General features: G+C 65.7%; 22 protein-coding genes. 13 read left to right on the top strand and 9 right to left on the bottom strand.

Annotation, left to right across the window (positions count from 1 at the left end; translation table 11 throughout):
- Nucleotides 1-191 precede the first annotated feature (191 nt).
- From RPB_RS20960 to ychF, 4 genes are all read left to right on the top strand, one after another.
- Nucleotides 192-470, top strand: coding sequence for an accessory factor UbiK family protein (locus RPB_RS20960; protein WP_011443038.1), 279 nt, complete (start codon nucleotides 192-194; stop codon nucleotides 468-470).
- Nucleotides 471-802: 332 nt separating this feature from the next.
- Nucleotides 803-1,525: a 50S ribosomal protein L25/general stress protein Ctc gene (locus tag RPB_RS20955; RefSeq protein WP_011443037.1), complete on the top strand. Its 723-nt coding sequence runs from the start codon at nucleotides 803-805 to the stop codon at nucleotides 1,523-1,525.
- Nucleotides 1,526-1,543: 18 nt separating this feature from the next.
- Nucleotides 1,544-2,167 (top strand): aminoacyl-tRNA hydrolase, encoded by a 624-nt coding sequence (gene pth, locus RPB_RS20950; protein ID WP_011443036.1) that lies wholly within the window; start codon nucleotides 1,544-1,546, stop codon nucleotides 2,165-2,167.
- Nucleotides 2,168-2,276: 109 nt separating this feature from the next.
- A complete protein-coding gene (gene ychF, locus RPB_RS20945; RefSeq protein WP_011443035.1) occupies nucleotides 2,277-3,374 on the top strand; it encodes a redox-regulated ATPase YchF in 1,098 nt (365 codons plus the stop codon).
- A gap of 169 nt (nucleotides 3,375-3,543) precedes the next feature.
- On the opposite strand, the gene RPB_RS20940 is transcribed toward ychF, so the two are convergent.
- Nucleotides 3,544-3,837, bottom strand: a complete 294-nt coding sequence (locus RPB_RS20940) for a DUF4282 domain-containing protein (RefSeq protein ID WP_011443034.1) — start codon at nucleotides 3,835-3,837, stop codon at nucleotides 3,544-3,546.
- 82 nt (nucleotides 3,838-3,919) lie between these two features.
- Here RPB_RS20940 and RPB_RS20935 point away from each other — a divergent pair, with 82 nt between their 5' ends.
- The 3 genes from RPB_RS20935 to RPB_RS24965 all read left to right on the top strand — a co-directional run bounded on the left by RPB_RS20935 (nucleotide 3,920) and on the right by RPB_RS24965 (nucleotide 5,190).
- The gene (locus tag RPB_RS20935; RefSeq protein WP_011443033.1) at nucleotides 3,920-4,390 is read left to right on the top strand and encodes a MaoC family dehydratase; all 471 of its coding nucleotides are present in this window, start codon (nucleotides 3,920-3,922) and stop codon (nucleotides 4,388-4,390) included.
- Between the two features lie 22 nt (nucleotides 4,391-4,412).
- Nucleotides 4,413-4,895 carry a MaoC family dehydratase gene (locus RPB_RS20930; RefSeq protein WP_011443032.1) on the top strand — a complete coding sequence of 161 codons (483 nt, stop codon included), beginning with the start codon at nucleotides 4,413-4,415 and terminating at the stop codon, nucleotides 4,893-4,895.
- Nucleotides 4,896-5,040: 145 nt separating this feature from the next.
- Entirely contained in the window at nucleotides 5,041-5,190 is a 150-nt protein-coding gene (locus tag RPB_RS24965) for a hypothetical protein (RefSeq protein ID WP_011443031.1), read from the top strand.
- Between the two features lie 140 nt (nucleotides 5,191-5,330).
- Here RPB_RS24965 and RPB_RS20920 read toward each other — a convergent pair whose 3' ends face one another.
- The 3 genes from RPB_RS20920 to RPB_RS20910 form a co-directional block, all read right to left on the bottom strand.
- Nucleotides 5,331-5,774 carry a hypothetical protein gene (locus RPB_RS20920; RefSeq protein ID WP_011443030.1) on the bottom strand — a complete coding sequence of 148 codons (444 nt, stop codon included), beginning with the start codon at nucleotides 5,772-5,774 and terminating at the stop codon, nucleotides 5,331-5,333.
- Nucleotides 5,775-5,954: 180 nt separating this feature from the next.
- Nucleotides 5,955-6,386 carry a nuclear transport factor 2 family protein gene (locus RPB_RS20915; RefSeq protein WP_011443029.1) on the bottom strand — a complete coding sequence of 144 codons (432 nt, stop codon included), beginning with the start codon at nucleotides 6,384-6,386 and terminating at the stop codon, nucleotides 5,955-5,957.
- Nucleotides 6,387-6,821: 435 nt separating this feature from the next.
- Nucleotides 6,822-7,217, bottom strand: a complete 396-nt coding sequence (locus RPB_RS20910; RefSeq protein ID WP_011443028.1) for a hypothetical protein — start codon at nucleotides 7,215-7,217, stop codon at nucleotides 6,822-6,824.
- A 160-nt stretch (nucleotides 7,218-7,377) separates the two neighbouring features.
- On the opposite strand from RPB_RS20910, the gene RPB_RS20905 reads away from it, so the two are divergent.
- The gene (locus RPB_RS20905; protein ID WP_011443027.1) at nucleotides 7,378-8,631 is read left to right on the top strand and encodes an acetyl-CoA C-acetyltransferase; all 1,254 of its coding nucleotides are present in this window, start codon (nucleotides 7,378-7,380) and stop codon (nucleotides 8,629-8,631) included.
- Nucleotides 8,632-8,918: 287 nt separating this feature from the next.
- Nucleotides 8,919-9,239, top strand: coding sequence for a (2Fe-2S) ferredoxin domain-containing protein (locus tag RPB_RS20900; RefSeq protein WP_041798390.1), 321 nt, complete (start codon nucleotides 8,919-8,921; stop codon nucleotides 9,237-9,239).
- 14 nt (nucleotides 9,240-9,253) lie between these two features.
- Here RPB_RS20900 and RPB_RS20895 read toward each other — a convergent pair whose 3' ends face one another.
- The 4 genes from RPB_RS20895 to uvrB form a co-directional block, all read right to left on the bottom strand.
- Nucleotides 9,254-9,475, bottom strand: a complete 222-nt coding sequence (locus tag RPB_RS20895) for a transcriptional regulator (protein WP_245258272.1) — start codon at nucleotides 9,473-9,475, stop codon at nucleotides 9,254-9,256.
- 67 nt (nucleotides 9,476-9,542) lie between these two features.
- The gene (locus tag RPB_RS20890; RefSeq protein WP_245258271.1) at nucleotides 9,543-9,908 is read right to left on the bottom strand and encodes a HigA family addiction module antitoxin; all 366 of its coding nucleotides are present in this window, start codon (nucleotides 9,906-9,908) and stop codon (nucleotides 9,543-9,545) included.
- Nucleotides 9,860-10,138, bottom strand: a complete 279-nt coding sequence (locus RPB_RS20885; protein WP_011443023.1) for a type II toxin-antitoxin system RelE/ParE family toxin — start codon at nucleotides 10,136-10,138, stop codon at nucleotides 9,860-9,862. Before RPB_RS20885 ends, RPB_RS20890 begins: the two co-directional genes overlap by 49 nt.
- A gap of 57 nt (nucleotides 10,139-10,195) precedes the next feature.
- Nucleotides 10,196-13,186, bottom strand: a complete 2,991-nt coding sequence (gene uvrB / locus RPB_RS20880) for an excinuclease ABC subunit UvrB (RefSeq protein WP_080507813.1) — start codon at nucleotides 13,184-13,186, stop codon at nucleotides 10,196-10,198.
- Nucleotides 13,187-13,386: 200 nt separating this feature from the next.
- Between uvrB and RPB_RS20875 the strand changes: the two genes are divergently transcribed.
- The 3 genes from RPB_RS20875 to RPB_RS20865 all read left to right on the top strand — a co-directional run bounded on the left by RPB_RS20875 (nucleotide 13,387) and on the right by RPB_RS20865 (nucleotide 16,912).
- Nucleotides 13,387-15,378, top strand: a complete 1,992-nt coding sequence (locus tag RPB_RS20875) for an alkyl/aryl-sulfatase (protein ID WP_011443021.1) — start codon at nucleotides 13,387-13,389, stop codon at nucleotides 15,376-15,378.
- A gap of 129 nt (nucleotides 15,379-15,507) precedes the next feature.
- Complete coding sequence (locus tag RPB_RS20870; RefSeq protein WP_011443020.1) at nucleotides 15,508-16,215, top strand: glutathione binding-like protein; 708 nt, start codon at nucleotides 15,508-15,510, stop codon at nucleotides 16,213-16,215.
- A 1-nt stretch (nucleotide 16,216) separates the two neighbouring features.
- Nucleotides 16,217-16,912 (top strand): glutathione S-transferase family protein, encoded by a 696-nt coding sequence (locus tag RPB_RS20865; protein ID WP_011443019.1) that lies wholly within the window; start codon nucleotides 16,217-16,219, stop codon nucleotides 16,910-16,912.
- Between the two features lie 219 nt (nucleotides 16,913-17,131).
- Here the strand turns inward: RPB_RS20865 and carA are convergent, their stop codons facing one another.
- A complete protein-coding gene (carA, locus tag RPB_RS20860; protein WP_011443018.1) occupies nucleotides 17,132-18,325 on the bottom strand; it encodes a glutamine-hydrolyzing carbamoyl-phosphate synthase small subunit in 1,194 nt (397 codons plus the stop codon).
- Between the two features lie 149 nt (nucleotides 18,326-18,474).
- On the opposite strand from carA, the gene RPB_RS20855 reads away from it, so the two are divergent.
- Nucleotides 18,475-19,176 carry an alpha/beta fold hydrolase gene (locus RPB_RS20855; RefSeq protein WP_011443017.1) on the top strand — a complete coding sequence of 234 codons (702 nt, stop codon included), beginning with the start codon at nucleotides 18,475-18,477 and terminating at the stop codon, nucleotides 19,174-19,176.
- Nucleotides 19,177-19,345 lie beyond the last annotated feature (169 nt).

Genomic DNA, 19,345 nt, shown 5'->3' with positions numbered 1-19,345 from the left:
GTCCTCTCGAATGGGGCCTTGCGATGCCGACGGGAACATCGCAAGGAATGCCGGCGCTGACAAGGCGGCGGAGACGCCGTCGCGGGCGCCTTGAAGTGCGCCGCCGCCATCGCCATTGTTTCGTCCAGGCTGGTTTCGGCCGGCAAGCGTTTCGACTGCAACCTCGCGCCAAGCGACCCGGAGTTCTCGACATGACCCAGACCAGCAACCGGATTTTCGACGAGATCGGCCGTCTGATGAACGACGCCGCCGGCGCGGCGCAGGGCGTCAAGCGCGAGGTCGATTCCGTGGTGCGCAGCCAGGCCGAAAAGATCCTGCGCGACCTCGACATCGTCAAGCGCGAGGAGTTCGAGGCGGTCAAGGACATGGCTCGGCTCGCCCGCGAGGAGAACGAAGCCCTCAAGGCGCGGATCGCGGCGCTCGAAGCCAAGCTCGGCGGCGGCTCCGAGCCCCCGACCGCGGTGGCGTGAGCGGGCGCTGCCTGATTCACGGCCCGAGGGGGCAAGGCGCCCCCAGCGTGCACAATCGTCATGCCCGGGCTTGACCCGGGCATCCATCAAACTTCGCGAAGCGGATGGATTGCCGGGCCTTCGCCACGCCGAAGGGGCTTCGGCCCCGCAGGCGGGTCAAGCCCGGCAATGACGACCGATGGGTGCGATAGACCTCGATTTCCTTGTCATTTGCGGCCTTTGCGGCTAGAAACCCGGCACGACCGCGGCCCCCGCACCCCTGGAGGCTTGCCGCGGCGTTCGCATGGGCCGCGTTGCGGCCTTTAACTTTTTACAGATCAAGGACTTAAACGATGGCGACCGTCATGGAATTCAAGGCGACCGCACGTCCGAAGAGCGGCAAGGGGGCCGCCCGGGCAGAGCGTCGCGCCGGCCGAGTGCCCGGAGTGATCTACGGAGACAACAAGCCCCCGCTGCCGATCTCGGTCGAGGACAAGGACCTGCGCCTGCGCATTCAGGCCGGCCGCTTCCTCACCACGATCTTCGACGTCGTCCTCGACGGCCAGAAGCACCGGGTGATCCCGCGCGACTATCATCTCGACCCGGTCAAGGATTTCCCGGTCCATGTCGACTTCCTGCGGCTCGGCGAAGGTGCGACCATCCGCATCAGCGTGCCGCTGCATCTGAAGGGCCTCGAATCCGCCCCGGGCGTGAAGCGCGGCGGCACCTTCAACATCGTCACCCACACCGTCGACCTCGAGGCTCCGGCCGACGCGATCCCGCAGTTCATCGAGGCCGACGTCTCGACGCTGGATATCGGCGTGTCGCTGCATCTGTCGGACATCGCGCTGCCCAAGGGCGTCAAGTCGGTGTCGCGCGAGGACGTCACGCTGGTCACCATCGTGCCGCCGTCGGGCTTCAACGAAGAAGCTGCTGCGCCCGGCGCGGCGCCTGCGGCTGCGGCCGCGGCTCCTGCCGCCAAGGCTGGTGCCGCCAAGGCTCCGGCGGCTGCGGCTCCCGCCGCCAAGGCCGGCGCGGCCAAGGCTCCGGCGGCTCCGGCGGCCAAGAAGAAGTAATCCGCGGGACGCCGCGGCATGCGCTTGTTTGTCGGGCTGGGCAATCCGGGTACGAAGTATCAGGACAACCGGCACAACATCGGGTTCATGGTCATCGACGAGATCGCACGGCGTCATGGCTTCTCGCCATGGCGCCGTCGCTTTCAGGGCGAGACATCGGACGGCGCGCTCGACGGCGAGCGGATCACGCTGTTGAAGCCGCTCACCTACATGAACGAGTCCGGCCGCGCCGTGCAGGAAGCCGCGAGCTTCTACAAGATCGGGCAGGGTGAGGTCGCGGTGTTTCACGACGAGATCGAACTGCCGCCGGCGAAGGTCCGGGTCAAGGTCGGCGGCGGCATCGCCGGACACAACGGCCTGCGCTCGATCTCGGCGCATATCGGCAACGACTATCTGCGGGTGCGGCTCGGCGTCGGTCACCCCGGCGTGAAGGAAATGGTTCACGGCCACGTGCTCGGTGATTTCGCCAAGAGCGAGCGGCCCTGGGTCGCGGCGCTATGCGAGATCGCCGCCGACAATGCCGGCCTGATCGCCAAGGGCAAGGACGCCAGCTTCGCCAACAAGGTGCATCTGGCGATGCAGGCCAAGGGATTTTTGGACGAAGACAAGAAGAAGTCTGGCGACAACAAGGTCGCCAAGTAACACGCTGTCATGGCCGGGCTCGTCCCGGCCATCCACGTCTGGGCGATGCTGCAAGACGTGGATGCCCGGCACAAGGCCGGCATGACGAAGCTCCGAGACAGAGGGCGATATGGGATTCAAATGCGGGATCGTCGGGCTGCCGAATGTCGGCAAGTCGACGCTGTTCAATGCGCTGACCGAGACCGCGGCGGCGCAGGCGGCCAACTATCCGTTCTGCACCATCGAGCCGAATGTCGGCGAGGTCGCGGTCCCGGATCCGCGGCTCGACAAGCTTGCCGAGGTCGGCAAGTCGCAGCAGATCATTCCGACGCGGCTGACCTTCGTCGACATCGCCGGTCTGGTGAAGGGCGCTTCCAAGGGTGAAGGCCTCGGCAATCAGTTCCTCGCCACCATCCGCGAGGTCGACGCGATCGCTCATGTGGTGCGCTGTTTCGAGGACGGTGACATCACCCATGTCGAGGGAAGGGTCGCGCCGATCGCCGACATCGACACGATCGAGACCGAGCTGATGCTCGCCGATCTCGACAGCCTCGAGAAGCGCGTCGACAACCTCACCAAGAAGGCCAAGGGCGGCGACAAGGATTCCAAGGAACAGCTCGAACTGGTCACCCGCGCGCTGACGCTGCTGCGCGAGGGGCGGCCGGCGCGCTTCCTCGAACGCAAGCCGGAGGAAGAGCGCGCGTTCCGGATGCTCGGGCTGTTGACCTCGAAGCCGGTTCTGTACGTCTGCAACGTCGAGGAAGGCTCCGCCGCCGAGGGCAATGCATTCTCGCAAGCGGTGATGGCGCGCGCCAAGGACGAAGGCGCGGTCGCGGTGGTGATTTCCGCCAAGATCGAATCCGAAATCGCGACGCTGTCGAAAGAAGAGCGCGTCGATTTCCTCGATACGCTGGGGCTGCACGAGGCCGGGCTCGACCGGCTGATCCGCGCCGGCTACGAGCTCTTGCACCTCATCACCTATTTCACCGTCGGCCCCAAGGAAGCCCGCGCCTGGACCATCACCAAAGGCACCAAGGCGCCGCAGGCGGCGGCCGTGATCCATACCGATTTCGAGAAGGGCTTCATCCGCGCCGAAACCATCGCCTATGACGACTACACCACGCTCGGCGGCGAAGCCGGCGCCCGCGATGGCGGCAAGCTGCGGCTGGAAGGCAAGGAATACGTCGTCGCCGACGGCGACGTGATGCATTTCCGATTCAATACGTGAGGTTTGGCGAGGGCCGTCACCCTGAGGCGCTCGCCGTCTTCGGCGAGCCTCGAAGGGGGACAGCACAGCGGACCTCGCCCATCCTTCGAGGCCCGCGCATCCGCGATGCGGGGCGTCTTCTGTGCATGTGACGCGCGGGCGCCTCAGGATGACGCCGTGCGCTCTGGTCCTACCTGAATCCCTGCTGATCGCGGATCGCGCCGAGATGTTCGTTGATGCGGAACACGATCAGGATGAATTCGGCGATGATGCGGGTGAACACGATGCCGACCAGGATCGAGGCGAGGCTCGACAGCACCAGGATGAAGCCGCCGAACGGCGATACCGCCATCGCCGCGAGGCCGGAGAAAACGCCCGAAATTCCGAACAGCACCGTCAGCGCGATCACCAGCCAGTAGAACGGCTTGATGATCGTCGGCGTGATGAAACGGTCCCATTGGAACAGGTCCCGAAAATTGAACATTACGATCTCCCCAGCAGTCCGGATGGTGACTTGTGATTGCCGCCAATAACGGCCACAATCAGGCCTCCCGCCAGCAAATGCCATGACCCTCCTCAGCTTCGAAGATTTCCCCCCCGGCCACTTCGGCCGTTTCGGTCCTCGTCGCGTCACGCGCGAGGAGATCGTCGCGTTCGCCGCCGAGTTCGATCCGCAGCCGATGCATCTCGACGAACGCGCCGCCGCGGCGTCGATGCTGCAGGGGCTGTCCGGTTCGGGCTGGCATCTGTCGTCGCTGATGATGCGCATGATGTACGACGGCTTCATCAAGGACACCGCCTCGCTCGGCTCGCCCGGCGTCAACGAGATGCGCTGGATGGCGCCGCTGCGCCCCGGCGACGATCTCACGATCGAGGTCGACGTGATCGAGGCGCGGGTGTCGAACAGCCGGCCCGAGACCGGCATCGTCACGTTCAAGTGCCACGTCCGCAACGGCAAGGGCCAGATGCTGTGCGAGATGGTGTCGCCGATCATCATCCGGCGCCGCGTAGCGGTCGCCGCGACCGAAGCCAGCTAGCGCGAAGAGTCGAGACCACCCGATGCGTTTTCTCGAAGACCTCCAGGTCGGCCAGCGCCGCGAGATCGGCACCTACGCGTTCACGGCCGAAAACATCGTCGCCTTCGCGAAGCAGTTCGATCCGCAGCCGTTTCATCTCGACGAGGAGGCCGGCCGTCGATCGCTGTTCGGCGGGCTCGCGGCGTCCGGCTGGCACATCGCCTCGGCCTGCATGCGGCTGTTGGTGCTGGAGCGCCAGCAGGAGGCGGCCGCGGAGGCCGCGCGCGGCGAGCCGGTCGCGGTGTGGGGGCCGTCGCCGGGCTTTCGCGATCTGCGCTGGCTCAAGCCGGTGCTCGCCGGCGACACCGTCACCTACGCCAATGTGGTCGAATCGGTGCGGCCGTCCGATTCGCGGCCCGGGTGGGGAATCATCCAGGCCCGCAACTCCGGCACCAATCAGCGCGACGAATTGGTGTTCTCGTTCCTCGCCACGGCCTTCGTGCCGCGGCGGCCGGCGGGCGAGTGAGGCGCGCGCGCAACAGCCGTCGGCATTTTAACCGAATGCGAGACTTTTCGGGGAGACGGGCCCGGAACGGCCGCGTTATTAACACGTTGTGAACCCTGCACGGGCATTGCTCGACAGACCGGCAGGGCAAGGGGACTAGAAGACGATGGCGGACCAAGTAGGACTCAAGTGGGTGGGCTTCATTTTCGCCACCATCACTCTGGCCGTGATTGTCACCACCGGCATGGTGGTGAAGGGCTATGCCGACGGCGCCTATTCGTTCGACGCGCCGACCGTTTCGACCTCGAGCCGCTGAGCCGGCAGGTCGTCTGAGCGCGCATCGCGCCGCTCGTTAACGCTTCCTTCACCTCGTCCATCACCCACGAAAAATGCAGCCACCTCGCGATGGCTGCATTCGATTCGGTGTGTCGTCGTTCGGCGCGGGCGCGCGCGGCGTCAGCCGTTGCGCAGGTTCTCGGCCGAGCGCTTCCACTGCGAGACGTTGTCGGCGATCATGCGGGTCGATTTCATCGCCTGCTGGCTGAGCTGGGCATAGCCCGAGATCTCGCGCTGGACACGCTGGCCTTCGGCGTGGAGCAGATCGCGCAGCGCTTCCAGTTCGCCGATCAGGTTCTCGATCTCGGCGAGCGAGGTGCCGGCGACGCGCTGGATCAGCGAATTGACGTTGGACACGGTGGCCTCCGCGCTGGCGTCGAGCGACGGAGCGGTCGACGGCGACGCCATGGCGTCGGTGCCGCTCGGCGTGCCCGGCGACGGCCGGCGCAGATAGGCGATGTCGTTGCGAACGAAATCGCGGATACCGGCTTCGACTTCGGAAACCGCGGCGAGATTTTCGTCGGTCTCGGGCGTGTCGAGTTTCTCGGATGGAATGGCATTCATCGGCTGTTCCCCTGGGTGAGCGTCGAGCAGCGCGGTGTGTCCCCCGCACGCCATTTGCGCAGCTATCAGTGCAGCGCATTTTGACCGCATCGCGGCCAATCTGCGGCGGCCACCCGGTGTTTCCACGAATTCGCTAACCAAGTCCTAACAGTCGCACGCCGGATCGTTGGGGGAGGGGGCTCAGGCGATCCGCGGCAGGTCGATCGGATGGCCGATCGCCTGTTCGACCAGGTCGAACGTGTCGATCAGAATCCGCATGCTGACCAGTTTGCCGGCCCTGAACTGCGCGAACTGCGCCATCCGCAGGCTGATCGGCTTGTTGGTATCGAGCGCGGTCAGCGAGTAGCGGACCATCGACGCGGAGGTGTCGACGCCGAGCATGATCGCCTCGCGATCGTAGCGATGGATGCGGATGTTGTCGGCGATCTGCTGGCAGACCTCGATCACCGCGGCCTTGCCGTGGCGCGCGCCGAAGAACGGGAACATGTCGATCGGGCCATAGATCGCCCAATCGACGTCCTCGTCGATGATGTTCGCCAGGTCATCAAGACGGCGCTCGTTGAGCGCGCGATGCAAAGCGCGCGAGAAACGCCAGAGGCTGTGCTCTGTCATGAGACGGTCCGGGTTCGTGGAAACTGGAGTTACATTCAGCCAGCAGCACCAGGCGACATCGCGTGCCGCCGCACCCTTTGCTGTGCTAATACGAACGAATTAGGACCATTTGATTAAATTTGCAACTACTTTTTGTGCAATGCACAAAAGTAGCGTGACCCCGGGTTCCGCCTGAAACGACGGCAGAACCTGCCTCGCCGGCTCGGATCCATGTTGTTCGTGTACAAATGATTGGGGTTTCGCCCCGGTTTGCGCCATCGCGGGCGCCGGAGCCCGCGGAACCAGCTTGGTGAGCGGCGTCCGCTCACCAAGAGTTGACTGCAGATTGCCGTCCGGCAGACCGTGCCGTCTGCGTTGCGTCCCGTTGCTACGGACAGGCCGCCGGCCGGCAGGCACGTCGCCGCAGGCCGCGCGCGTGCATCCGTGTCGAACTACTCAGGCCTTCGTTTTGCCCGCCTTCTTCTTCGCAGGCGCCTTGCCTTGCTTCGGCCGGGCGGTGGTCGCGGCGCTGGAATCTTTCGCCGCCTTGTTCGCGGCCGCCTTGGTCTCCGCCGCCGACGAAGCCGCCGCGGTGTCGGACGCCTTCCGCATCGCGCGCGCGTAGGAGTCCGCCGCGTTGTCGGCGGCGACCTGCAGCCGCTTCGCCGCGGCGAGGCCTTGCTCCATCGCGGCCTTGGCGAGGGACTTGGCGCGCGCCTTGCCGCCGGCGTCCTTGGCCTTGGCGGCGAGCCCGAGATAATGATCGCGCCGCGCTTTCGCCGCGCCCGTCAGGGTCTTGTTCTGCTGCTTCGCAAGCTGCCGGATGATGCCATCCAGATCGGCGTCGGCCATTCCTATCGTCCCCCAGATCAACGAACATTCGTTGCGGCGGAATATGCGTGGCCGCGCGGCGAATGGCAATTCGAGGCGCGTGCGCAGCGGGCTTGACTTCGCACCCGGCTCGGACAATCTCGCCGCCAATCAATCTCAAGAACCCTGGGAGAACAAGAAAATGGCCGAAGCCTACATCATCGACGCCGTCCGCACCCCCCGCGGCATCGGCAAAGTCGGCAAGGGCAAACTGGCGGAGATGCATCCGCAACACCTTGCCGCCGCCGTGCTCAAGGCCATTGCCGAGCGCAACCAGCTCAACACCGCCGAAGTCGACGATATCATCTGGTCGACCTCCACCCAGCGCGGTAAGCAGGGCGGCGACCTCGGCCGCATGGCGGCGCTCGATGCGGGCTACGACATCAAGGCCTCCGGCACCACGCTCGACCGTTTCTGCGGCGGCGGCATCACCGCGGTGAATTTCGCCGCGGCCCAGATCATGAGCGGCATGGAAGACGTGGTGATCGCCGGCGGCACCGAGATGATGTCGCTGACCGCATCGATGGCCGCCGAGGACATGGCCGCCGGCAAGCCGCCACTCGGCATGGGCTCGGGCAATGCCCGCCTCGCTCAGGTGCACCCGCAATCGCATCAGGGCATCTGCGGCGACGCGATCGCCACGATGGAAGGCATCAGCCGCGAGGCGCTCGACGCGCTCGGGCTGGAGAGCCAGCGCCGCGCCGCGATCGCCATCAAGGAAGGCCGCTTCGACAAGAGCATCATCCCGGTCAAGGACGACGACGGCAACGTCGTGCTGGCGAAGGACGAATATCCGCGCCCCGAAACCACCGCCGAAGGCCTCGCCGCGCTGAAGCCGGCCTTCACCGCGATCGCCGACTATCCGCTCGACGACAAGGGCACCACCTATCGCAAGCTGATCAACCAGAAGTATCCGGACGTCGACATCAAGCACGTCCACCACGCCGGCAATTCCTCGGGCGTGGTCGACGGCGCCGCCGCGGTGCTGCTGACCTCGAAGGCCTATGCCGACGCCCACGGCCTCAAGCCGCGCGCCAAGATCGTGGCGATGGCCAATATCGGCGACGACCCGACGCTGATGCTGAACGCGCCGGTGCCGGCGGCCAAGAAGGTGCTGGCCAAGGCCGGACTCACCAAGGACGATATCGACCTCTGGGAGATCAACGAAGCCTTCGCCGTGGTCACCGAGAAATTCATCCGCGACCTCGACCTCGACCGTGACAAGGTCAACGTCAATGGCGGCTCGATCGCCCTCGGCCACCCGATCGGCGCCACCGGCGCGATCCTGATCGGCACCGTGCTCGACGAACTGGAGCGCCGCGGCCTGAAGCGCGGCCTCGTCACGATGTGCGCCGCCGGCGGCATGGCCCCGGCGATCATCATCGAGCGGGTGTGAGGCGAGGGGCGGCTTCGCACGGCGCGGCGGCATTGCGTGGTCCGCGCGGCGTTGACGAACTGAACTGACTGAAAAGGGCGGCGCCGCACGCGCTGCCCTTTTTGCTTGCCCCGAATTGTTTGCCCCGAACTTCGCCACGTCGTCATGGCCGGGCTCGCCCCGGCCATCCACGTCTTTCCTGCGGCCTCGTGGATGCCCGGCACAAGGCCGGGCATGACGGCAAGAGACGCAAGGAACTCGCGGGTTTCAATGGGGTCGACCATCCAACGCGTCGCGATCGTCCCTATATGACGATCATGCCCGCCAAATCTTCCCCCACCATCCTCCGTGCCAAACGTCCGCCGCCGGTGCTGATCTGCGGCAAATGCCTCTCGCGGATCAAGGACGGCAAGAAGCTGAAGCAGGCGCTGAAATCGGAACTCAAGCAGCACGCCGCCGTGCACGGCGGCAAGCGCGCCAAGCTCGTCATCACCGGCTGCCTCGGCATCTGTCCAAAGCGCGCGGTGGTCACGGCGAGTGCTGCGACGCTGGGGCGAGGGGAGTATGTGCTGGTCGAAGAGCGTAAGGAGGTGGAGGAGGCGGTGACAGCATTGATGAATCAGAGCTGAGCTGCGCCGAAAAGTCACAAATTGACGCCGCCCTCAATGTCCTCGTCAGGATCGAACACCATGCCTTCCGTCAGTTCAGTTATGCGCTTCAACGTCTCTGCTGGGATGGTCTTGAGCTGCGCCGGCGCGCGCCTCACCGTTGCGAGCGCCTTGTCGATCAAAGCGGGATCTTCGGAAGCAAAAGCCTCGTCGAGATAGGCGGAGATCATCTCCGGACTCTCGAGATAGTCGGCCACGTCGAGCGGCGTCGTGCTCACCATGTTCAATCCTCCAACTCCCGGGCCAGTCGCTTCCGCAGCCCGTCTACTCCGCGGCGAGCACGCGGACGCGCGGCTCGATCGCGGGCCAGTCTGCGGCGCGGGCGCGGCGCAGATCGTAGGAGGCCTGCAGGTTCATCCACAGTTCTGGCGTCGTGCCGAAATACTTCGCCAGCCGCAGGGCGACGGAAGCGGTGATCGCAGAGCGGCCGTGCACGATGTCGTTGACCCGGGCCGGGTTGATGTCGATATCGCGTGCCAGCCTATTTTGGCTGATGCCGTTCGGACGCATGAATTCCTCGATCAGAATCTCGCCGGGAGGGATCGGGGGGAGCTGCTTTGGTGTGGCCATCCTGACCGCCTCTAGTGATAGTCCAAAATCTCGACCATCTCTGCGCCGTCGTCGCGCCATTCGAAGCAGATCCGCCATTGATCGTTGATGCGGATCGAGTATTGACCGCGGCGATCCCCTTTCAGGGCTTCGAGTCTGTTGCCGGGAGGCTGGCGCAGATCATCCAGCTTCGCGGCACCATCCAGCAGGAGCAATTTGCGCCGGGCCTGCCGCTCGATGGCACGAAAGCGCGGCACGTCCTCGTCGGCAAACAACCGCGCGGTCGCCTGGTTCCGGAACGAGCGGATCATCGCGGAAGGGTATTCTCCCGAAGGGAATAGCGCAAGGGGAATGCCCTGGGCGCCGTCCTACCTCTTCTTCCACCCGCCCCGATGCCCCGGCGCGCCGCCACTGCTCCGCGGCGCCGGGCCGAATTCCGGGCCGGACTCGCGTGAATTCTTCGGCTGGAAGATCTTGCTCTCCGTCCCCGGGCCCATCTCGTCGAGCGTCGGCTTGCGCGGCTTGGCGCGTTGCACTTTCTTGACTTCGTGCCAGCCGGCGATGCCCATTTCGTCGAGGTCGGGCTTGTGCACCTTGCTGCGCGGGGTGTTGTTGCCGCCGCGTTCGGTCGAGAGTTTCGGCAGATTGGCCGAAGCGCCGAACTGTTTGTCGCCCTTGTAGCTGCCGGCCTTCGCCGCGACGCCGCGCTGCTTCACCGTGGGATCGTCGCTCACCGCCAGTTCGGTCGCGCGCAGGCGTTTGACTTCGTCGCGCAGTCGCGCGGCTTCCTCGAAGTTCAGGTCGGCCGCGGCCTCGCGCATCCGCGTTTCGAGGTCGGCCAGCACCGCGCCGAAATTGTGCCCGATCACCGCCGCGTCGTCGGTGAAGCCCGAGCCCTTGCCATCGCCGATCTCGACCAGCACGTGGTCGCGCTCGTACACCGAGCCCAGGATGTCGCCGATCGACTTCTTGATGCTCTCCGGCGTGATGCCGTGCGCGGTGTTGTATTCGATCTGCTTCTCGCGGCGGCGGCCGGTCTCGTCCATCGCGCGCTGCATCGAACCGGTGACGTGATCGGCGTAGAGGATCACCTTGCCGTCGACGTTGCGCGCGGCGCGGCCGATGGTCTGGATCAGCGAGGTCTCGCTGCGCAGGAATCCCTCTTTGTCCGCGTCGAGGATCGCCACCAGCGCGCATTCCGGAATGTCGAGGCCTTCGCGCAGCAGATTGATGCCGACCAGCGCGTCGAACGCGCCGAGCCGCAGGTCGCGGATGATCTCGATGCGCTCGATGGTGTCGATGTCCGAATGCATGTAGCGCACACGAATGCCCTGCTCGTGCAGGAACTCGGTGAGGTCCTCGGCCATCCGCTTGGTCAGCACGGTGATCAGCGAGCGATAGCCGGCATTGGCGGTGGCGCGGACTTCGCCGACGAGATCGTCCACTTGCGTGCGCGCCGGGCGGATGTCGACCGGCGGGTCGATCAGCCCGGTCGGGCGGATGACTTGTTCGACGAACACGCCGCCGCTCTCGTTCAGCTCCCACGCCGCCGGCGTCGCCGACACGGCCACGCTCTGCGGCCGCATCATGTCCCATTCCTCGAAGCGCAGCGGCCGGTTGTCCATGCAGGACGGCAGCCGGAAGCCGTATTCGGCCAGCGTCGCCTTGCGCCGGAAGTCGCCTTTGAACATGCCGCCGATCTGCGGCACGGTGACGTGGCTCTCGTCGGCGAACACCAGCGCGTTGTCGGGCACGTATTCGAACAGCGTCGGCGGCGGCTCGCCGGGGCGGCGGCCGGTGAGGTAGCGTGAGTAGTTCTCGATGCCGGCGCAGCTGCCGGTCGCTTCCATCATCTCGATGTCGAAGGTGGTGCGCTGCTCCAGCCGCTGCGCCTCCAAGAGGCGTCCCTGCGCGTGCAATTGGTCGAGCCGCCATTTCAGTTCGGACTTGATCGACTTGATCGCCTGGATCAGCGTCGGCCGCGGCGTCACATAGTGCGAATTGGCGTAGATCTTGACGAATTCCAGCTCGTCCTGCTTGTGGCCGGTGAGCGGGTCGAACTCCTCGATGGCTTCGACCTCGTCGCCGAACATCTTCACCCGCCAGGCGCGATCCTCGTAGTGCGCCGGGAAAATGTCGATCACATCACCGCGCACGCGAAACGTGCCGCGGGTGAAGTCGGCCTGCGTCCGCTTGTATTGCAGCGCGACCAGATCGGCGATCAGCGCGCGCTGGTCGATCCGCTCGCCCTTCTTCAGCGCGAAGGTCATCGCCGTGTAGGTCTCGACCGAGCCGATACCGTAGATGCACGACACCGACGCCACGATGATGACGTCGTCGCGCTCCAGCAGCGCACGGGTCGCCGAATGCCGCATCCGGTCGATCTGCTCGTTGATCGAGGAGTCCTTCTCGATATAGGTGTCGGTGCGCGGGACGTAGGCTTCCGGCTGGTAGTAGTCGTAATACGAGACGAAGTACTCGACGGCGTTGTCGGGGAAGAAGCTCTTGAACTCGCCGTAGAGCTGCGCCGCCAGCGTCTTGTTCGGCGCCAGGATGATCGCCGGGCGCTGCGTCGCCTCGATCACCTTGGCCATGGTGTAGGTCTTGCCCGAGCCGGTGACGCCGAGCAGCACCTGGGTCCGATCGTTGCGCGCGATGCCTTCGACCAGTTCCTTGATGGCGGTCGGCTGGTCGCCCTTCGGCTCGTAGTCCGACTTGATGACGAAGCGCACGCCGCCTTCGGATTTCTCCGGCCGCGGCGGCCGGTGCGGCACCCACAGCTTGACGTTGCCGTCGTCGCCCTTGAATTCCGGCCGGCCGTCGCGGATCAGCGCCTCCAGCGCCTCGGCGGTGGCCTGCACGCCGAGTGCTTCCATCTTGTTGCGCGGCGGCCGCGCCATCGCGGCCGCGTCGTCCTCCTCGGTCGGCAGCCCGAGCTGCCGCGCCAGTTCCGGATCCAGCGTCGGGATGGTGGCGGCGGTGCCGTAGGTCGCTTGCGGGGCTTCGTCGAAGCCGCCGCGACGCGCGCCCGGCGGCTGCGGCGCGGGTTGCAATGGCGTCGGCCGCGGCGCGGCTTCGTCGCCGACTGTTTTCGCCGTCGAGGCCCGGCCGCGATGCACCGCGGCCTCGCCGCCGGTGCGGCGGTCGCGCGAATTGTCCGGCGGCGGCTGCAGGCCGGTGCCCGAGCCCATGCCGGCATCTCCGCGATTGATCGCGGGATTGAGCAACTCGGCCAGCGCCGGCCCGATCGGTTGCACGTCGGGGCGGTGCGCCTTGGAGTTCGGCGGCTTGGATTTCGGCGCCTTGGATGTCGGCGCTTTCGATGTGGGCTTCGCGGATTGGTCGGGGGTCTTCGCCATGCCGGCAATATGGGGCGGAGCACGGGCCGAATAAAGGGTTCGCGACCGCGGTTTCATCCGCATGACGGAATGCCGCGCCGCCCGGCAAAATTTATCTCGTCCGAGCTTTGGACGGGGGAGAAGTTTTTATCTCGACGGCTGCGATTGCGATGGCCATGGCCGATGGAACCGGGCCATCATCCCGCGCAGGGAGGACACGCATGACATCATTTCGTCTGGCTACCACATTGCCGGCGGTTGTGGCCGCTTGGGCGCTGCTGACGGGCCTCGCGCAGGCGCAATCCGGCGAGGCCACGCCGGCCACCCGTGCCGCCAACGAGGCGTTCGCCAAGAGCTTGCCGCTCGCCGACCGCGCCGATTTCGACGATGCGCGGCGCGGCTTCATCGGCAGCGTTTCCGATGGGCTGATTGCCGGCGAAGCCGGCGCGCCCAATGTGTGGAATTTGAAGCCGTATGATTTTCTCAACGCCGACCGGCCTTCGGCCACGGTCAATCCCAGCCTGTGGCGGCAGGCGCAGCTCAATCTCGCCAATGGCCTGTTCAAGGTCTCCGAGCGGGTCTATCAGGTGCGCGGCCTCGACATCGCCAACATCACCATCGTCGAGGGTGACACCGGGCTGATCGTCACCGATGCGACGCTGACGGTGCAGACGGCGAAGGCCGCGCTCGAGCTGTACTACCAGCATCGCCCCCGCAAGCCGGTGCTGGCGCTGATCTACACCCACAGCCACGCCGACCATTTCGGCGGCGCGCGCGGATTGATCAGCATCGAAGACGCCGCCTCCGGCAAGGTCAAGGTGATCGCGCCGGACGGCTTCATGGAACACGCGGTCGCGGAGAACATCATCGCCGGCAACGCGATGAGCCGCCGTGCCCAGTTCCAGTTCGGCACGCCGCTGCCGGTCGGCGACCGGGCGCAGGTCGATGTCGGTCTCGGCAAGGCGCTGGCGAAAGGTTCGATCTCGCTGATCGCGCCGAACGATCTGATCAAGCAGCCCTATGAGAGTCGCAGCATCGACGGCGTCGAGATCGAATTCCATCTGGTGCCGGGGTCGGAAGCGCCGGCCGAGATGATCTCGTACTATCCGCAGTTCAAGATGCTGAACATGGCGGAGGACGCCACACACACCATGCACAACCTTTACACGCTGCGCGGCGCCGAAATCCGCGACGGGCGGTTGTGGTCGAAATATATCGGTGAGGCGATCGACCGCTACGGCGACAAGACCGAGATCGTGGTGGCGCAGCATCACTGGCCGATGTGGGGCAAGGATCGCATCGTCGGCTATCTGAAGAAGCAGCGCGATCTCTACAAATTCATCCACGACCAGAGCGTGCGGCTGCTCAATCACGGCCTGACCTCCACCGAGATCGCCGACAAGCTCAAACTGCCGCCGTCTCTCGCCGGCGACTTCGCCGCGCGCGGCTATTACGGCACGCTCAGCCACAATGCCAAGGCGGTGTATCAGTTCTATCTCGGCTGGTACGACGCCAATCCGGCCGACCTCGATCCGCTGCCGCGCGCCGAGGAGGCGAAGAAGGAGATCGCCTATATGGGCGGCGCCGAAGCCGTGCTGAAGCGGGCGCGCGACGACTATGACGCCGGCCAGTATCGCTGGGTCGCGTCGGTCGCGAGCAAGCTGGTGTTCGCCGATCCCGCCAACAAGGAGGCGCGCGCGCTCGGCGCCGACGCGCTGGAGCAGCTCGGCTATCAGGCGGAGGCCGCGACCTGGCGCAACGCCTATCTGCTCGGCGCTCAGGAGCTGCGCGGCGGCGTGCAGAAGAATTCGACCGGCTCCACCGCCAATGCGGATCTGCTGAAAGGCGTCAGCATCGATCTGGCGTTCGACTTTCTCGGCGTCCGGCTCAACGCCCCCAAGGCCGAAGGCAAGCATATCGTGGTGAACTGGACCTTCACCGAGCCGAAGGCGACCTATGTGATGAACCTGGAGAACTCCGCGCTCACCCACGTCGCCGGCAAGCTGTCCGACAACGCCGATGTCAGCGTCACGCTGAGCCGCGCCACATTCGACGCGATCTCGTTGAAGCAGCGCAGTTTTCTCGGCGCAATCGCCACCGGCGATCTGTGGATCACCGGCAATCCGCTGAAGCTGCGGGAGCTGTTTGCGCTGTTCGACGATTTTTCGCCGGACTTCGAGGTGGTGGAGCCGAAGAAGGCCAGCGTCGACTAGCCCGAGCCGGTGCCGTCGGCGTTTCCGCGGGCGCGCCGGCGCCGCAGATATTGACTTTGGCCGGCAGTTGGCCAAAGTCCATGCATTCGCATCCAGTTTGGATGCCGCATCAGCCCGCGGGAAACGCCGATGATCGATCTGTATTACTGGACCACGCCGAACGGCCACAAGATCACGATGTTCCTGGAAGAAGCGGGGCTGCCGTACGGCATCGTCCCGGTGAATATCGGCAAGGGCGATCAGTTCAAGCCGGACTTCCTCGCGATCGCGCCGAACAACCGGATGCCGGCGATCGTCGATCATCAGCCGGCCGGCGGCGGCACGCCGCTGTCGGTGTTCGAATCCGGTGCGATCCTGCTGTATCTCGCCGACAAGACCGGGCAGTTTCTCTCAAAGGATCTGTACGCCCGCAACGACGCGCTGCAATGGCTGTTCTGGCAGATGGGCGGGCTCGGGCCGATGGCCGGGCAGAACCACCATTTCAACAACTACGCGCCCGAGAAAATCCCCTACGCCATCAACCGCTACGTCAACGAGACCAACCGGCTCTACGGCGTGCTCAACAAGCGCCTCGCCGACCGCGACTTCCTCGCCGGCGAGTATTCGATTGCGGATATGGCGAGCTATCCGTGGATCGTGCCGCACAAGAACCAGAGCCAGAATATCGACGACTTCCCGCATCTGAAGCGCTGGCTGGAGGCGATCGCCGCGCGCCCGGCCACGGTGCGCGCCTACGCCAAGGCCAAGGAGATCAACCCCGATTTCGGCCAGCCGACGATCCGCACCGAGGAAGAGAAGAAACTGCTGTTCGGCCAGACCGCGGCGGTGGTGAAGTAATATGACCCTCAAACTCTTCGAACTGGTCGGCACCGACGCGGCGCGGCCGTTTTCGCCGTTCTGCTGGCGGATCCGGATGGCGCTGGCGCACAAGGGGCTCGCCGCCGAGACCATTCCATGGCGCTTCACCGAGAAATCGGCGATCACGCCGTATAGTTCCGAGAAGGTGCCGGTGCTGCTCGACGGCGACACGGCCGTGTGCGACTCCTGGGCGATCGCGACCTATCTCGAAGACGCCTATCCCGACCGGCCGTCGTTGTTCGGCGGCGACGGCGGCCGGGCGATGGCGCGGATGATCAACGCCTGGGGCGACGTCACCCTGGTCGCCGGCCTGGCGCCGCTGATCGTCGCCGATATCGTCAAGCTGCTGGGGCCCGACGACACCGCGTATTTCCGCAAGAGCCGCGAGGCGCGCTTCGGCAGGACGCTGGAGGAGGTCGCGAGCACGCGCGACAGCGCGGTCGAAGGTTTCCGCAAGTCGCTCGACCCGCTGCGACTGACTTTGAAGGCGCAGCCCTTCCTCGGCGGCGCGGCGCCGAACTACGCGGATTACATCGCGTTCGGCGGCTTCCAATGGGCCCGCGCCGTCAGTGACTTCGCGCTGCTGAAGCCCGACGATCCGGTCCACGCCTGGCGCGGGAAACTGCTCGACGCCTTTGGCGGCATGGCGCGAAACTCGGGTGGCTATCCGGTGTGAGCATCGGACGGTGACGCCGCATAGCCGGCGCCGCAGTGGCACAAGCGGCCGTTGAGCCAGCACCACGTCATCCTGAGGTGCGAGCGCAGCGAGCCTCGAAGGATGGGCCGCGAAACACGCGCGCGGCAATTCCTGCCTCCGCATCCTTCGAGGCGCGCAAGGGCGCGCACCTCAGGATGACGACGCTGTAGGCGCTAGCCCATCAGCCCAGGAACCGTCTTACGCCGCGCTCTTCTTCGCCCGCATCAGGTCCGAGAACCGGCGGAACAGATAATGCGAGTCGCGCGGGCCCGGCGAGGCTTCCGGGTGGTACTGCACCGAGAACACCGGCCGGTCGGACAGCGCGATGCCGCAATTGCTGTCGTCGAACAGCGACACGTGGGTCTGCTGCACATTGGCCGGCAGCGTGGTCTTGTCGACCGCGAAGCCGTGGTTCATCGAGGTGATCTCGACCTTGCCGGTGGTGAGATCCTTGACCGGATGATTGGCGCCGTGGTGGCCCTGATGCATCTTCACGGTCTTGCCGCCGAGCGCGAGGCCGAGCATCTGGTGGCCGAGACAAATGCCGAAGGTCGGCACGCCGGAACTGATCACCTGCTGGATCACCGGCACCGCGTATTTGCCGGTTGCCGCCGGGTCGCCCGGGCCGTTCGACAGGAACACGCCGTCCGGCTTCAGCGCCAGGATGTCGTCGGCCGAGGTGGTCGCCGGCACCACCGTGACCTTGCAGCCTTCGCCGGCGAGCAGCCGCAGGATGTTGCGCTTGACGCCGTAGTCGATCGCCACGACGTGGAATTCCGGATTGTCCTGCCGGCCGAAGCCTTCGCCCCAGGCCCACGGCGTCTCGTCCCAGCTGAAGCGCTGCGCCGAGGTCACCATCGGCACCAGGTCCATGCCTTCGAGGCCGGGCCATTCGCGGGCTTCTTCCTTCAGCGCGTGCAAGTCGAACTTGCCGTCCGGCGCATGGGCGATCACCGCATTCGGCATGCCCTTGTCGCGGATCAGCGCGGTCAGGGCGCGGGTGTCGATGCCCGACAGGCCGATGATGCCGCGCGCTTTCAGCCAGCCGTCGAGATGCCGCGACGAGCGATAGTTCGACGGGTCGGTGATGGCGTCGCGCAGGATCACGCCGCGCGCGCCCGGCGTCGCCGCCATGTTCACCGTCTCGATATCCTCGTCGTTGGTGCCGACATTGCCGATATGCGGGAAGGTGAAGGTGATGAGCTGGCCGGCATAGGACGGGTCGGTGAGGATCTCCTCATAGCCGGTCATCGCGGTGTTGAAGCAGACCTCGCCGACGGCGTGGCCCTCCGCGCCGAGGCCGAAGCCCTCGAACACGGTGCCATCGGCGAGCACGAGCAGCGCGGTCGGTTTGTGGTCCGGCCAGGCGGGATTGGATGCTGAATTGGTCATGAGCGCATTACATAGTCCGAGGCTTTGCTGACGTCAAAGCGCCGGGAAGGGCATTTCGTTCGGTTTTCGACGAGATTTGACAGGGATGTTGCCCTGTCTAGGCTCCCGCCCGGGCGCGCGGGACGGATTCGTGCGCCGAGGGAGGTTTCATGGACACTTCGTTGCCGATCCTGTTGATCCCGGGGCTGGGCGGCTCGCCGCGGATCTACGCCCCGGTGCTGCCGTCGCTGTGGACATTCGGCCCGGTGACGGTCGCCAACCACATTCGCGATGACAGCATGGCGGCGATCGCCGGGCGAATTCTGGCCGAAGCTCCGCCGCGCTTCGCGCTCGCCGGACATTCGATGGGCGGCTACATCGCCTTCGAGATCCTGCGCCAGGCGCCCGAGCGGGTGGCGAGGCTGGCGCTGATCAATACCCAGGCGCGTCCGGACAGCGACGAGGCCAAGGAGCGCCGCACCCGGCAGATCGCGCAGGCCGAAGCCGGCCAGCTTCATGCGGTGCTCGACGTCCTTTATCCTGGCTTCGTGCATCCGTCGCGCTGTGAAGACGCCAGGCTGCAGCGCGTCATCCACGACATGGGCGACGATGTCGGTGCAGACGGCTTCGTCCGCCAGCAGCGCGCGATCATCGCCCGCGCCGACTCCCGGCCGACGTTGGCGACCATCCGCTGCCCGACGCTGGTGATCTCCGGCGACACCGACAACACCATTCCCAACAGCCTGTCGCAGGAGATGGCCGAGGGCATCGCCGGCGCCAAGCTGGAGATCATCCCGGACTGCGGCCACCTCCCGCAGATCGAGCAGCCGCAGGCGACCGCGGCGGCGCTGGCCGGCTGGCTGCGGAACTGAGTTGTTTCGGCCGGCCGAACCGCCTACATCAGGCGCAACAGACGCCGTTTCCTCGTCATTGCGAGGAGCGCAGCGACGAAGCAATCCAGGGGCGCGGTGCACGCCGCCCCTGGATTGCTTCGCTTCGCTCGCAATGACGTTGAAGTCGAGGACGACATCTCAAGGAGCC

Origin of the sequence: Rhodopseudomonas palustris HaA2 (assembly GCF_000013365.1) — a bacterium.
GTDB lineage: Bacteria > Pseudomonadota > Alphaproteobacteria > Rhizobiales > Xanthobacteraceae > Rhodopseudomonas > Rhodopseudomonas palustris_J.
The sequence above is the reverse complement of the archived record's forward strand: the minus strand, read 5'-3'. Positions and strand labels throughout refer to the sequence as shown.

Bases quoted from the DNA above. Each gene is read 5' to 3' on its own strand.
- RPB_RS20960 (WP_011443038.1), top strand. From the start codon at position 192: ATGACCCAGACCAGCAACCGGATTTTCGACGAGATCGGCCGTCTGATG.
- RPB_RS20955 (WP_011443037.1), top strand. From the start codon at position 803: ATGGCGACCGTCATGGAATTCAAGGCGACCGCACGTCCGAAGAGCGGC.
- pth (WP_011443036.1), top strand. From the start codon at position 1,544: ATGCGCTTGTTTGTCGGGCTGGGCAATCCGGGTACGAAGTATCAGGAC.
- ychF (WP_011443035.1), top strand. From the start codon at position 2,277: ATGGGATTCAAATGCGGGATCGTCGGGCTGCCGAATGTCGGCAAGTCG.
- RPB_RS20940 (WP_011443034.1), bottom strand. From the start codon at position 3,837: ATGTTCAATTTTCGGGACCTGTTCCAATGGGACCGTTTCATCACGCCG.
- RPB_RS20935 (WP_011443033.1), top strand. From the start codon at position 3,920: ATGACCCTCCTCAGCTTCGAAGATTTCCCCCCCGGCCACTTCGGCCGT.
- RPB_RS20930 (WP_011443032.1), top strand. From the start codon at position 4,413: ATGCGTTTTCTCGAAGACCTCCAGGTCGGCCAGCGCCGCGAGATCGGC.
- RPB_RS24965 (WP_011443031.1), top strand. From the start codon at position 5,041: ATGGCGGACCAAGTAGGACTCAAGTGGGTGGGCTTCATTTTCGCCACC.
- RPB_RS20920 (WP_011443030.1), bottom strand. From the start codon at position 5,774: ATGAATGCCATTCCATCCGAGAAACTCGACACGCCCGAGACCGACGAA.
- RPB_RS20915 (WP_011443029.1), bottom strand. From the start codon at position 6,386: ATGACAGAGCACAGCCTCTGGCGTTTCTCGCGCGCTTTGCATCGCGCG.
- RPB_RS20910 (WP_011443028.1), bottom strand. From the start codon at position 7,217: ATGGCCGACGCCGATCTGGATGGCATCATCCGGCAGCTTGCGAAGCAG.
- RPB_RS20905 (WP_011443027.1), top strand. From the start codon at position 7,378: ATGGCCGAAGCCTACATCATCGACGCCGTCCGCACCCCCCGCGGCATC.
- RPB_RS20900 (WP_041798390.1), top strand. From the start codon at position 8,919: ATGACGATCATGCCCGCCAAATCTTCCCCCACCATCCTCCGTGCCAAA.
- RPB_RS20890 (WP_245258271.1), bottom strand. From the start codon at position 9,908: ATGGCGCGACGACGGCGCAGAGATGGTCGAGATTTTGGACTATCACTA.
- RPB_RS20885 (WP_011443023.1), bottom strand. From the start codon at position 10,138: ATGATCCGCTCGTTCCGGAACCAGGCGACCGCGCGGTTGTTTGCCGAC.
- uvrB (WP_080507813.1), bottom strand. From the start codon at position 13,186: ATGGCGAAGACCCCCGACCAATCCGCGAAGCCCACATCGAAAGCGCCG.
- RPB_RS20875 (WP_011443021.1), top strand. From the start codon at position 13,387: ATGACATCATTTCGTCTGGCTACCACATTGCCGGCGGTTGTGGCCGCT.
- RPB_RS20870 (WP_011443020.1), top strand. From the start codon at position 15,508: ATGATCGATCTGTATTACTGGACCACGCCGAACGGCCACAAGATCACG.
- RPB_RS20865 (WP_011443019.1), top strand. From the start codon at position 16,217: ATGACCCTCAAACTCTTCGAACTGGTCGGCACCGACGCGGCGCGGCCG.
- carA (WP_011443018.1), bottom strand. From the start codon at position 18,325: ATGACCAATTCAGCATCCAATCCCGCCTGGCCGGACCACAAACCGACC.
- RPB_RS20855 (WP_011443017.1), top strand. From the start codon at position 18,475: ATGGACACTTCGTTGCCGATCCTGTTGATCCCGGGGCTGGGCGGCTCG.